The sequence below is a fragment of the Nocardioides gansuensis genome (assembly GCF_003076135.1).
Lineage (GTDB): Bacteria > Actinomycetota > Actinomycetes > Propionibacteriales > Nocardioidaceae > Nocardioides > Nocardioides gansuensis.
In genome coordinates, this window is the sequence record NZ_QDGZ01000006.1 from 282526 (window position 1) to 294799 (window position 12274).

10 protein-coding genes are annotated in these 12274 nt (G+C 73.0%); 7 read left to right on the forward strand and 3 right to left on the reverse strand.

What is annotated here, in order from left to right:
- Nucleotide 1 precedes the first annotated feature (1 nt).
- Both DDE18_RS15275 and DDE18_RS15280 read right to left on the reverse strand, forming a co-directional pair.
- Entirely contained in the window at nucleotides 2-781 is a 780-nt protein-coding gene (locus tag DDE18_RS15275; RefSeq protein WP_116573114.1) for an Fpg/Nei family DNA glycosylase, read from the reverse strand.
- A complete protein-coding gene (locus DDE18_RS15280) occupies nucleotides 774-5267 on the reverse strand; it encodes an ATP-dependent helicase (RefSeq protein WP_116573115.1) in 4494 nt (1497 codons plus the stop codon). The genes DDE18_RS15275 and DDE18_RS15280 overlap by 8 nt, the downstream gene beginning before the upstream one ends.
- Nucleotides 5268-5419: 152 nt before the next feature.
- On the opposite strand from DDE18_RS15280, the gene DDE18_RS15285 reads away from it, so the two are divergent.
- From DDE18_RS15285 to DDE18_RS15315, 7 genes are all read left to right on the forward strand, one after another.
- Entirely contained in the window at nucleotides 5420-5875 is a 456-nt protein-coding gene (locus DDE18_RS15285; RefSeq protein ID WP_116573116.1) for a WXG100 family type VII secretion target, read from the forward strand.
- Nucleotides 5872-6819 (forward strand): hypothetical protein, encoded by a 948-nt coding sequence (locus tag DDE18_RS15290; protein WP_116573117.1) that lies wholly within the window; start codon nucleotides 5872-5874, stop codon nucleotides 6817-6819. Before DDE18_RS15285 ends, DDE18_RS15290 begins: the two co-directional genes overlap by 4 nt.
- Nucleotides 6816-8267, forward strand: a complete 1452-nt coding sequence (locus tag DDE18_RS15295; RefSeq protein WP_116573118.1) for a PGAP1-like alpha/beta domain-containing protein — start codon at nucleotides 6816-6818, stop codon at nucleotides 8265-8267. The genes DDE18_RS15290 and DDE18_RS15295 overlap by 4 nt, the downstream gene beginning before the upstream one ends.
- Before the next feature lie 13 nt (nucleotides 8268-8280).
- Nucleotides 8281-9117, forward strand: a complete 837-nt coding sequence (locus DDE18_RS15300) for a hypothetical protein (RefSeq protein ID WP_116573119.1) — start codon at nucleotides 8281-8283, stop codon at nucleotides 9115-9117.
- 65 nt (nucleotides 9118-9182) lie between these two features.
- Nucleotides 9183-10109, forward strand: coding sequence for an ABC transporter ATP-binding protein (locus tag DDE18_RS15305; RefSeq protein WP_245916734.1), 927 nt, complete (start codon nucleotides 9183-9185; stop codon nucleotides 10107-10109).
- On the forward strand, nucleotides 10109-10930 hold the full coding sequence (locus DDE18_RS15310) for an ABC transporter permease (RefSeq protein WP_116573120.1): 822 nt from the start codon (nucleotides 10109-10111) through the stop codon (nucleotides 10928-10930). The genes DDE18_RS15305 and DDE18_RS15310 overlap by 1 nt, the downstream gene beginning before the upstream one ends.
- Complete coding sequence (locus DDE18_RS15315; RefSeq protein WP_116573121.1) at nucleotides 10930-11739, forward strand: ABC transporter permease; 810 nt, start codon at nucleotides 10930-10932, stop codon at nucleotides 11737-11739. The genes DDE18_RS15310 and DDE18_RS15315 overlap by 1 nt, the downstream gene beginning before the upstream one ends.
- Before the next feature lies 1 nt (nucleotide 11740).
- On the opposite strand, the gene DDE18_RS23025 is transcribed toward DDE18_RS15315, so the two are convergent.
- A complete protein-coding gene (locus DDE18_RS23025) occupies nucleotides 11741-12229 on the reverse strand; it encodes a GNAT family N-acetyltransferase (protein ID WP_165821184.1) in 489 nt (162 codons plus the stop codon).
- Nucleotides 12230-12274: the final 45 nt, after the last annotated feature.

The window sequence follows — 12274 nt, forward strand, 5'->3', positions numbered from 1 at the left end:
CTCAGGCCGGCTGGCAGGAGGGACACCAGTACGCCGCGCGCTCGCGGCCGTCCGGTCCCTGCATCTCCACCTCGACCGCCGTGCCGCAGCGCCGGCAGGCGCGCTGGCGGTAGACCCACGTGGTGCGTCCCCGCCGCAGGTCGCCCGTCGTCGACTGGGTGGAGCGGCCGACGTTGGTCGTCAGCACCTGGTGTGCCCGGCGGACCAGCCGCGCGAGGTCGGGCACCTCGCCCACGGGTCGGTCCGGGCGGACGCCCGCCAGGAAGCACAGCTCGGCGGCGTAGAGGTTGCCGATGCCGGCGAGCAGTCGCTGGTCGAGCAGCGCCTCGTGCACCGGTCGACCCGGCTCGGCCAGCAGCCTGCGCACGGCCTCGTCGGCGTCCCAGCCCGGCCCGAGCAGGTCGGGCCCGAGGTGTCCGACCGCGTCGTCCTCGCGCGCGGTCGGCAGCAGCTCGACGCCCAGGGAGAAGCCGACCGCCGTGCAGCGGGGCGTCTCGAGCACCACCCGGGCCTGGTCCGAGGGGCGCTGCCACCGCTCGCCGGGCCGGTGCACCCGCCACGCGCCCTCCATCTTGAGGTGGGTGTGCAGCGTCCACCGCTCGTCGCCGGCGATGCGGGTCAGCAGGTGCTTGCCCCGGGCCACGGTGTCCTCGACCCGCGCCCCGGACAGGTCGACCGTCGCGAGCTGGGGCACCCGGAAGTCGGTGCGGGTGAGCAGGTCACCGGACAGGGCCCGGTCGAGCATCCGGGCCGTGCGGTGGACGGTGTCGCCCTCAGGCACGCATCCTCAGCCCCTTGGGCGTCGCCACGAAGCCGGCCGCGTCCAGCGCCGCGCGGAGAGGGGTGTCGCCCGAGCCGAGCAGCGCCGCCCCGTCGGCCCGCTCGACCGTGAGCCGGCCCAGGCCACCGCGCCGGGTGACCTCGGCGAGCGCGGCCGCCGCCGGCGTGAGGCGGTCGGCGTCGTCGCCCCAGGTCAGCAGCGTGCGGCCGCCCCGCTCGACGTACATCGTCAGCGCGCCGTCGACCAGCACCACGAGCGCCCCGGCCTTGCGGCCCGGGCGGTGGCCACCGCCGTCGCCGGGCTCGGGCCAGGCCAGCGCAGCGCCGTAGGGGTTGGCGGGGTCGGTCGCGGCGAGCGCGACGGCGGCCGGCTTGGAGTCGTCGGGCTCGGTGAAGGTGCGCAGCCGGTCGACGGCGCCCGGTGTGCCGAACTGGGCGGCGCCCAGGCCCTCGACGAAGTAGCCGCGGCGACAGCGGCCGGAGTCCTCGAAGGCGGTGAGCACCTTGTAGACCCCGGCGAAGCCGCCCGGCACGCGCTCGCTGGCGACGGCACCGCGGGTGACCACGCCGTGGCGCTCGAGCAGGTGCTCCGCGGCGGCGTGCGCCCTGCGGGTGGGGTCGGGGTCGCGCTCGGGCAGCAGGGCCCAGCGGCCGGCCGTGCCCGGCGGGCCGGTGCGCACCGGCATCCGGCCCGCGCGCGGCGGCGTACGGCGCGTGCGGTGGGTGGTCCGGCCCGAGCCCGTCCGGGCCCGCAAGGGGGTGAGGGTGTCTCCGGCGACGTGGCCGCCCCAGGCCAGGTCCCAGAGCGTGTCGGCCAGCGCGGCGTCGGTGAGCGGCTCGTCGGTGGTCGCTGCGACCCGCTCCGCGAGCTGGCGGAAGAACCAGGCCCCACCGGGCTCGAGCGCAGCGAGGACCGCCCGGTGCAGGTCGCCGAGGTCGAGGGGGACGGGGTCGGGAAGGGTGAGCGGGGCCTGGTCGGCGAGGTGGAGGCTGACCCAGCCGTCGCTGCCGGGCAACGCGCCGTGACCTGCCCAGACCACCTCGCCGCTGGCGGCCAGCTCGTCGAGCAGCGCGGGCTCGTAGTCGCGGACCCGGCTGGCGAGGACGAGGGGCTCGAGCGCACTCGCGGGCACGGGACAGCCGGCGAGCTGGTCGACGACCGTGACCACGCCGTCCAGTCCGCGAAGCCGGCCGCCGACGTGCTGCCAGACGGGGAGGTAGCGGGCGAGGGTCTCCTGGGTGACCGGCTCGACCTCCTTCCGGAGGCGGGCCAGCGACCTGCGGCGCAGCTTGCGCAGCACCTCGGCGTCGCACCACTCGGAGCCGGAGCCCGCGGGACGGAACTCGCCATCCAGCAGCCTGCCGCGCGACACGAGGCGCTGCAGCGTGTGGCGGGCCACGGCCTCGCCGATCCCGAGCCGGGCCGCGATCTCGGCCGTCGTGAAGGGCCCGTGGGTGCGCGCGTAGCGGGCGACGAGGTCGCCGAGCGGGTCCTCGGACGGGTCGAGGAACGCCTCGGGAGTGCCCGGCGGCACCGGCACACCGAGGGCGTCCCGGAGGCGGCCGACGTCCTCGATCGTCGTCCAGCGTTCCTCGCCGGCGATGCGCACGGCGACCACGCGCCGCGCGTCGGCCAGGGCCGTGAGCCAGTCGACCGGGTCGGCGGTCGCACGAGAGGCGATCTCGTCCGCACCCAGCGGTCCCAGCAGCCGCAGCATGTCGGCGACGGCCTCCGCGTCCTTCGCCCGGCGCTCGGGTGCGAGCCACTGCAGCTCGGCCTCGACCTCGGCGAGCACCTCGGGGTCGAGCAGCTCGCGCAGCTCGGCCCGGCCGAGCAGCTCGGCCAGCAGGCCCTGGTCGAGCGAGAGGGCCGCCGCGCGGCGCTCCGCGATGGGGGAGTCACCCTCGTAGACGAACTGGGCGACGTAGCCGAAGAGCAGGTCGCGGGCGTAGGGCGAGGGCGACTGGGTCGCCACGTCGACGACCGACACCTCCCGGCGCTGCACCCGGCCGAGCAGGGCGACGAGCGCGGGCAGGTCGTAGACGTCCTGGAGGCACTCGCGCACGGCCTCGAGCACGATCGGGAACGAGGGATACTGCGCCGCCACCTCGAGCAGCTGGGCGCTGCGCTGCCGCTGCTGCCACAGCGGGCTGCGGCGGCCGGGATCGCGGCGGGGGAGCAGCAGGGCGCGGGCCGCGCACTCGCGGAAGCGGCTGGCGAACAGGGCCGAGCCGCCCACCTCCTGGGTCACCAGCTGCTCGATCTCGTCGGGCTCGAAGACCACCAGCTCGCCGCCGGGTGGCTCCGCGTCGGTGTCGGGGATCCGGATCACGATGCCGTCGTCGGAGGCCATCGCCTGGCCGTCGACGCCGTAGCGCTCCCGGAGCCGGGCGTTGATCGCCAGCGCCCACGGCGCGTGCACCGGCGTGCCGTAGGGGGAGTGGACGACCAGCCGCCAGTCACCGAGCTCGTCGCGGAAGCGCTCGACGACGAGCTGCACGTCGCTCGGGAGGACCCGGGTGGCCTCCTGCTGCTCGGTCACGTGGGCGACGAGGTTGGCCGCGGCGAACGCGTCGAGGCCACGCTCCACCGCCCGCTCCTCCGCCGCGCGCCGCGGGACTGACGCCAGCCCCCGGGTGAACTCGCCGATCGCCTCGCCCAGCTCGGCGGGCCGCCCGAGCGTGTCGCCCTTCCAGAACGGCAGGCGTCCCGGGATGCCCGGCGCCGGCGTGACGAGCACCCGGTCGTGGGTGATGTCCTCGATCCGCCAGCTCGTCGCGCCCAGCGCGAAGACGTCGCCGACCCGGGACTCGTAGACCATCTCCTCGTCGAGCTCGCCCACCCGGCGGCCGACGCCCTCACCCACGAGGTAGACCCCGAAGAGGCCGCGGTCGGGGATCGTGCCGCCGCTCGTCACGGCCAGCCGCTGCGCGCCCGGCCGCCCGGTGAGGGTGCCGCTGACGCGGTCCCAGACGACGCGTGGCCGCAGCTCGGCGAACTCTTCGCTGGGGTAGCGGCCGCTCAGCAGGTCGAGCGTCGCGTCGTACGCCGAGCGGGGAAGGCCCTGGAACGGCGCGGCCCGCCGGACCAGCTCGAACAGGTCGTCGACCGCCCACTCGTCGAGGGCGGTGGCCGCGACGATCTGCTGGGCCAGCACGTCGAGCGGGTTGGCGGGGATGCTCAGGGACTCGATCGCGCCGCTGCGCATCCGCTCGACCGCCACGGCCGTCTGCGCCAGGTCGCCCCGGTGCTTGGGGAAGAGCACCCCGCGGCTCACCTCGCCCACCTGGTGTCCCGCCCGGCCGACCCGCTGCAGGGCACTGGCGACGCTGGGCGGGGACTCGATCTGGACGACCAGGTCGACCGCGCCCATGTCGATGCCCAGCTCGAGGCTGCTGGTGGCGACGACGCAGGGCAGGCGTCCGCGCTTGAGGTCGTCCTCGATCAGCGCCCGCTGCTCCTTGGAGACCGACCCGTGGTGGGCCTTGGCGATCACCGCGGGCGCGCCGTAGGAGGCCCCGGACTGCGCCATGATCTCGGCGGGTGATGCGACCGCGCTGACCACGGCAGCGCCGGCTCGCTCGCCCGCGATCTCGTTGAGCCGGGCGGTGAGTCGCTCGGCGAGGCGGCGCGAGTTGGCGAAGACGATGGTCGAGCGGTGCTGCTCGATCAGGTCGACGACGTGCTCCTCGACGTGTGGCCAGATGCTGCTGGCGCGGGCGGGATCGCCCGACTCCTCGTCGTACTCCGCCGGCGCCGTCATGTCCTCGACGGGGACGACGACGCGCAGGTCCCACTGCTTCTCGCTGGGCGGGGCGACGATGTCGACGGGTGCGGAGCCGCCGAGGAAGCGGGCCACCTCGTCGAGGGGCCGCACGGTCGCACTGAGGCCGATGCGCTGGGCCGGCCGGTCGAGGAGGGCGTCGAGCCGCTCGAGGCTGAGCGCCAGGTGGGCGCCGCGCTTGCTGCCCGCCACGGCGTGGACCTCGTCGAGAATCACGGTCTCGACGCTGCGCAGCACCTCGCGGGCCTGGGAGGTGAGCATCAGGAACAGCGACTCCGGCGTCGTGATCATGATGTCGGGCGGCGTGGTCTGGAGGCGCCGGCGGTCGGCCGCGGGCGTGTCGCCCGACCGCACGCCGACGGTGATCTCGGGGACCGCCTCGCCGAGCCGCGCGGCGGTGTGGCGGATCCCGGCCAGCGGTGCCCGGAGGTTGCGCTCGACGTCGACGGCGAGCGCCTTGAGGGGCGAGACGTAGAGCACGCGGCAGCGCTCCCGCTTCGGCGGGACCGGGCTGGACGCCAGCCGGTCGAGCGACCACAGGAAGGCGCTCAGGGTCTTGCCCGAGCCGGTCGGGGCGACGACCAGCGCGTGCCGGCCCTGCGCGATGGCCGTCCAGGCGCCCTCCTGGGCCGACGTGGGCGCGGCGAAGGCGGCCTCGAACCAGGCGCGGGTGGGCGCGCTGAACAGGTCGAGGGCGGACATGCCGCTCAGTCTTCCACCGCCCACCGACACCGGCGCCCGGACGTTGTCCACAGCCCTCGAGGCCGCGGTTTCGACCGCACCCGGCGCGGGGCATCGTGCCCTCATACCCACGGGCGCCGAGGGGCGACCGGGCCGAGACGACGGGGGCACACATGTACGGGGACACCGGGGTGATCAGGCACCTCGCCCAGCAGATGGCCGACCAGGCGACGGAGATCCGCCTGGACGCCGAGGAGCTGGTGCGGGCAGCCGACACGGTCACGTGGGAGGGCACGGCGGCCCAGGCGATGCGCGAGCGGATGGCCGGCCGGGCGGTCGCCCTGCGCGGCACGGCCGACCAGCACGACGACGCCGCCCAGGCGTTGCGCGACCACGCCGACCGGGTCGACCAGCTCAAGGAGCTGATCGCCGACATCGCGGAGAAGGTCAGCTCGCTCGTGGAGGGCGCCAGGTCGCGGCTCGCCGCGCTGGCGGACAAGGCGATCGACCTGGCCACGTGGGTCACGCCGGACCCGATCGACCGGCTGCTCGCCTCGTTCTCGCCGCCGCCGATCGGCCACAAGGACTGGCTCGACGTGCCCGACCAGCTGCCCGGGGTGTTCCGATGAGCCAGGTCACCCTCGACGCCGAGGGCAACGAGATTTCGTACGACGCGGTGCGACCGCGCCGGGTGACGCTGACCCTGGCCCAGGTGGACCACCTCGCCGCGCTGGCCGCGCTGCCCTCTCCGGCCCGGCAGATGCTGGAGTCCGGCTCGGAGCCGAGCAGCCTGGCCACCCGCCTCGGAGGTGAGCTGCCGGATGTCGAGCCTGCAGAGCCGGGCGACGACGACCTGGACGGCTCGCTGCGAGAGCTCGGGCTGGTCGACGACGACGGCCCGGTGTCCGAGATACGCGCCGCCCTCCAGGTCTGGCACTCTGCGGCGCTCGCGACCGAGGTGGACCTGCTGTTGTCGCTGCGGATCGGCCAGGTTCGGGTGCGTGCCTGGCACCGCAACCTCGAGGACTGGGTGGTGGCCCTCTCGACGGCTGACCGTCAGCACTTCGAGCTGCTGTGGCTGCCCGCCGAGGACTGGTGGCGGGAGCTGACCCGGGTAGGCGTGGTCGAGCCCGCGCGCCTGGCGCCCGCGGAGAGGGACCAGGTGTCCCTGCCCGAGGTGATCGAGACGCCGTGGGAGCTGCTCCTGGCCACGGGTGAGGCGATCGACGCCGGCCGTCACGACCTGCTCGACCAGCTGGTGCAGGACTACTCCGGGCTCACCACCACGGGCAGCACCACCGACGACCTCGAGCCGGCGTCCGACGCCGACGTCCGGGCGTGGCACGAGACCCTCGAGCGCGCCTCGCGCGGCCGGCTACACGCAGCGATCATCGGTCGCAGCGAGCGAGGGCGACCCGGGGTCGGCGTCGTCGAGTGGGTGCTCTTCCACGACGGGTGGCGCTCCCTCACGCCGGTCCGGCGGGAGGGCTGGAACATCGTCCGCATCGAGCGGCGGGAGGCCACCGAGCTGTCCCGTCAGCTCGCGCTCCGCGCGGCGGCGGTGACGTCATGAGCAGCAACACCCCACTGCCCCCGATCCAGTCCGTCTCGGGCGGCTCGCACGGCGTCGAGGCCGGCTACGACGAGATGCTCGCCCTGGCGGCGCGCTACCAGCAGAAGGCCGGCGACTTCCTCGAGATGGCCGGGCTCGGCGCCCAGGTGATGGCCGACGGCGATCTGCTCGAGTCGGCCGTCCTGTCGCCGATCACGTTCGGGGACGCCGAGCTCCAGGTGCTCGACGCGACCGCCGGTCCGGACGGACTGACCGTCCGCGCGGTCGGCATCGAGGCAGACGCGCTCGCCGTGACGGCCTGCGTCTCCGCCTTCAGGGCGAGCGACACCTTCAGCAGGCAGCTCTCCGAGGCCGTCGACCACGCCTTGGGGTTCGGGCTGGGCCTGTTCATCCGCACCAACCTGGTGCCGCTGCTCGCCGTCGCCGGCGTCAGCTACGCGGCGTACACGCTGATGAGCGACGACCAGAGGGCCGCCGTGACGAGGTCGATGGGCCAGCTCCTCCACGACCACCCCGAGGTCGCCGAGCACCTCATCAACTCGGGTGGTGGCCTCCTCGAGGGCCTCACCCTGATGCCGCTCGGCGGCCTGAACACCGGGGACGGCCCAGTCGACGGCGCCACGACCAACGATGCCGCCAGGCTGCTCGCGCTGCTCTTCGGCAACGACTCGGCCTACTCGGTGACTGCCCATGACATCGACCAATCGCAGCACCTGACCAGCACTCCGACGTCGCTCACCGATCTCCTGCGCTCGCTGAACGACACCAACGAGCTCGACGCGGTGAAGAACGAGGACGGCGAGAACCACCTCAACGGAGCCATCCAGATCCAGAAGATCGTCGACGCTCAAGGGGACGAGCGCCACATCGTCTACATCCCCGGCACGGACGACATGGGTCCGGTCCCGGAGCGCGACGAGACGACCCGCGACATGCTGACCAACTACCAGCTGATCGGCGGCATGGACACCGCCTACGGCCAGGGGATCGCTGACGCCATGCGCGACGCAGGGCTGTCCGGCAAGGACGTGATGCTGGTGGGTCACTCGCAGGGCGGGATGGTCTCGACGTCGCTCGCGGCGGATCCGGAGTTCGCGAGGGAGTTCCACGTCAGGCACGTGGTCACCGCGGGCTCGCCCACGGCCCAGGTGCCCGAGATCCCGGGCGGCACCCGGGCGATCCACTTCGAGAACAGGGGCGATGCGGTCCCGCTCCTCGACGGCGAGGACAACCCCAACCAGCCCAACCGCACGACCGTGACGTTCGACGACGGCAACAACGACGTGTGCGGCAACCACGACATCGTGCACTACATCGGCGGTGCTCAGGCAGCGGATGCCTCCAGCATCGGTTCGATCCGCGACCACGTCGACCAGATGGGCAAGGATGGCTTCCTCGGGGGCGGCACGGTCGTGAGCGTCGACACCTACACCATCTCCCGCACGTGACAGGGAGGCACTCGTGACGCGCACGCATCGCCTGGTGGCTCTGGCGCTGGCTCCCGTGGTGCCGAGCCTGGCGTCCTGCGTCCCCTTCTCGCCCGAGGGAGGCCCGTGGAGCGGCCGTGAGCCCGCGCCGACGCGGGGCTGCGGCGAGTGCGTCGAGCAGGTCCGGCAGCTCGAGCGTCGCCTCGCGTCGGTGCGTGGCGTGGCAGAGGTGCGGGAGGTCAGCTTCTCCCAGGACTTCAACGACCGCGGCGAGCTGAGCCTCGGCCTCGATCTCCAGGCGGAGGACCTCGCCGGCACCGACATCCGTGCCGAGACGGACCGCATCGCGCGCGTCGCCTGGAGGTCCCGCATCGACCCCCTCGACGCGCTGGACGTGTCGGTGAGCCTGCGTTCCGGCTACCGCGACGAGGCCGTCTACGAGTTCGGTGTCGAGCCGGAGAGGTATGCGGCGATGTTCGGGCCGCGCCCCGATGGCGTTCCCGTCCCGTCCGTGGCCCCGGAGGGGGAGGTCGAGGGCTGTGGGGACTGCGAGGAGGAGGCGAGGGCGGTCGCTGTCGCAGCGATCGACATCCCGGGAGTGGAGGCCGTGCTGGAGTCGGACTTCGTCCCCGACTCGCCGACCAACGGCAACTCCCTGGACGTGACAGTGCGGGCCGACGCCGTCGACGCGGAGACGGTCACCGACGAGATCGCCGAGCTCGCATGGCGGTCCCACGTCACGCCGCTGGACTGGATCTCGGTCGGCGTGGTCACCGACGACGACATCGTGTCGACGCTGCTGGACGTCGACCCCGAGGGAGACGAGTGGGCAGCCCTCGAGGAGCGTTGGGGGCCGCGGCCGGTCGAGTGACGCCGTCGAGGCCCACCGGAAAAGGCGTTAGTGGCCTGTCGGTGCGCTCGTCTAGGGTCGCTGGGGTGAGCGAGTCGATGATCCTGGCGCGGGGGCTGCGGAAGTCGTTCGGGGAGTTCGACGCCGTGCGCGGCATCGACGTCGACGTACGCCGAGGCGAGGCGTTCGGCTTCCTGGGCCCCAACGGCGCGGGCAAGTCCAGCACCATGCGGATGATCGCCGCCGTCAGCCCGGTGAGCGGCGGGGAGCTGCGCATCCTGGGCCTCGACCCGGCCACCGACGGACCGGCGATCCGCGCGCGGCTCGGGGTGTGTCCGCAGGAGGACACGCTCGACAACGAGCTCAACGTCCGCGACAACCTCTACATCTACGGCCGCTACTTCGGGATCCCCAAGGCTGTCGTGCGAGAGCGCACCGACGAGCTGCTCGAGTTCGCGATGCTCACCGACAAGGCGAAGGCCAAGGTGGAGGAGCTCTCGGGCGGCATGAAGCGTCGGCTCACGATCGCCCGCAGCCTGATCAACAAGCCCGACCTGCTGCTGCTCGACGAGCCGACCACCGGGCTCGACCCGCAGGCGCGTCACCTGCTGTGGGACCAGCTGTTCCGGCTCAAGCAGGCGGGCGTGACCCTGGTGATCACCACCCACTACATGGACGAGGCCGAGCAGCTGTGCGACCGCCTCGTCGTGATGGACCGCGGCGTGATCGCGGCCGAGGGGTCGCCGCTCGACCTGATCCGCCAGTTCTCCACGCGCGAGGTCGCGGAGCTGCGCTTCGGGGTCGGCGAGCACGAGTCGCTGGCCGCCAAGGTCGAGGACCTCGGCGCCCGGGTCGAGGTGCTGCCCGACCGGCTGCTGGTCTACACCGACGACGGCGAGGAGGTGCTCGCCAAGGTCCACGAGCGTGGGCTCGAGCCGATCGCGGCGCTGGTGCGCCGCTCCACGCTCGAGGACGTCTTCCTGCGCCTCACCGGCCGGAGCCTGGCGGACTGATGAGCGCGACCCCGATCGCCTCCACCGCGCCGTCCCGGCTGTCCGTCCGCGACGGCATCGGCCGCCAGCTCGACTACTGGTGGACCGTCTACAAGCGCACGTGGCGCGGTGGCATCATCTCCAGCTTCGTCTCGCCGCTCTTCTACGTCGTCGGCATGGGCGTCCTGCTGGGCGGCTTCATCCAGGTCGATCCGGCGCGGCTCGAGGGCGCGCCGTCCTACCTCGCGTTCATCGTCCCCGGCCTGGTTGCCGCCCACGCCATGCAGATGGCGGTGGGGGAGACGACCTACCCCGTGATGGGCGGCATCAAGTGGCACAAGAGCTACCACGCCCAGATGGCGACGCCGCTGGAGGTGCGCGACCTGGTCAATGCCCACCTCGTCTTCGTGCTGGCCCGGGTCGCCTCCGCCTGCGCCATCTTCATGCTCGTGCTCGCGCCGTTCGGCGTCTTCGCGTCCTGGTGGGGGCCGTTCCTGGCCTGGGGCGCGCAGGTGCTCGTCGGGATGGCCTTCGCCACCGTCGTGTTCGGCTTCAGTGCCCGGCTGCGCTCGGAGGAGGGCTTCGGCGTGCTCTTCCGGCTGGGCGTCGTCCCGCTCGTGCTCTTCTCGGGGTCGTTCTTCCCCGTGTCGAACCTCGGGCCGCTGCTGGAATGGGTCGCGCGGTTCACGCCGCTGTGGCACGGGGTCAACCTGTCCCGGATGCTGTGCCTCGACACCGTCGACTGGCCGCTCGCGGTGCTGCACGTCGTGGTGCTCGGCACGATCACGGCCGCGGGGTGGCTCTGGGCGATCCGCGGCCTCGAGAGGAGGCTGAGCAGCTGATGGCCACCGACCAGGCGCCTCGCGCCGCGGCCTACCCGCACCTCACCCCGGGCGGCGCGCTCGCGGTGATCACGCTGCGCAACTTCACGACCTACCGGCGCTACTGGAAGCTCTTCCTCACCGGCTTCCTCGAGCCGGTGTTCTACCTCTTCTCGATCGGCATCGGCGTCGGCCAGCTGATCGACACGTTCGAGTTCAACGGCCAGCAGATCCCCTACGCCGAGTTCGTGGCTCCGGGCATGCTCGCGGCCAGCGCCTTCAACGGCGCGCTGCTCGACTCGACCTACAACGTCTTCTTCAAGCTGAAGTACGACAAGCTCTACGACCAGATGCTCGCCACGCCGCTCACCACGGCCGACGTCGCCCGCGGCGAGATCCTGTGGGGACAGCTGCGCGGCGCCACCTACTCCGGCGCCTTCCTGCTCGTGATGCTGGCCCTGGGGATGATCCACTCCTGGTGGGCGCTGCTGGCGCTGCCCGCGGCGCTGCTGATCGGGTTCGCGTTCTCGTCGGTGTGCATGGCGCTCACGACCTACATGAAGAGCTTCCAGGACTTCGACAAGATCACGCTCGCCCAGCTGCCGCTGTTCCTGTTCTCGGCGACGTTCTTCCCCATCACGGCGTACGACGGGTGGCTGCGCTGGGTGGTCGAGGCCACCCCGCTCTATCGCGGCGTCGTGCTCTGCCGGGAGCTCACGACCGGGTCGCTCACCGCCGCGTCCGCGGTGTCGGTCGTCTACCTGGTCGTGATGGGCCTGATCGGGCTGGTGGTCGTCAGGCGGCGGCTCGACACGCTGCTGCTGACCTGAGTCAGTCGAGCAGCTTCTGCAGCCACATCACGTCGAGCCAGCGGTCGAACTTCCTGCCGACCTCGCGCATGGTGCCGACCTCCTGGAAGCCGCACGCCCGGTGCAGCGCGAGGCTCGCGTCGTTGGGCAGGGCGACGCCGGCGAGCGCCACGTGCATGCCGTCGTCCCGCAGCGACCCCAGCAGGGCGTCGTACAGGCCGCGGCCCAGCCCGCGGCCCTGGGCACCGGGCGCGAGGTAGACGGACACCTCGCGGGTGTGCCGGTAGCCGAGCTTGGGGCGGTAGGGCGCCGCGTTGGCGTAGCCGAGCACGTCACCGCCCTCGACGGCGACGAAGAACCGGTCGCCGGGCACGGTGGACGCCAGCCGCTCCTGCCACTCCTCGAGGGGGCGGTGCTCGGTGTCGAACGTGGCGTAGCCCTCGTCGATCTCGCGGTCGTAGAGGGCAGCGACGGCAGGGAGGTCCGCTGGCTGCGCGGGACGGATCAGCATGGCGGCATTGTCGCGAACGGTGACCGGAAACCGGCGTGAGGGCTG

What these genes read in the sequence shown, in the direction of transcription:
- DDE18_RS15280 (WP_116573115.1), bottom strand. Translation starts at nt 5,267, where the DNA reads ATGTCCGCCCTCGACCTGTTCAGCGCGCCCACCCGCGCCTGGTTCGAG.
- DDE18_RS15285 (WP_116573116.1), top strand. Translation starts at nt 5,420, where the DNA reads ATGTACGGGGACACCGGGGTGATCAGGCACCTCGCCCAGCAGATGGCC.
- DDE18_RS15290 (WP_116573117.1), top strand. Translation starts at nt 5,872, where the DNA reads ATGAGCCAGGTCACCCTCGACGCCGAGGGCAACGAGATTTCGTACGAC.
- DDE18_RS15295 (WP_116573118.1), top strand. Translation starts at nt 6,816, where the DNA reads ATGAGCAGCAACACCCCACTGCCCCCGATCCAGTCCGTCTCGGGCGGC.
- DDE18_RS15310 (WP_116573120.1), top strand. Translation starts at nt 10,109, where the DNA reads ATGAGCGCGACCCCGATCGCCTCCACCGCGCCGTCCCGGCTGTCCGTC.
- DDE18_RS15315 (WP_116573121.1), top strand. Translation starts at nt 10,930, where the DNA reads ATGGCCACCGACCAGGCGCCTCGCGCCGCGGCCTACCCGCACCTCACC.
- DDE18_RS23025 (WP_165821184.1), bottom strand. Translation starts at nt 12,229, where the DNA reads ATGCTGATCCGTCCCGCGCAGCCAGCGGACCTCCCTGCCGTCGCTGCC.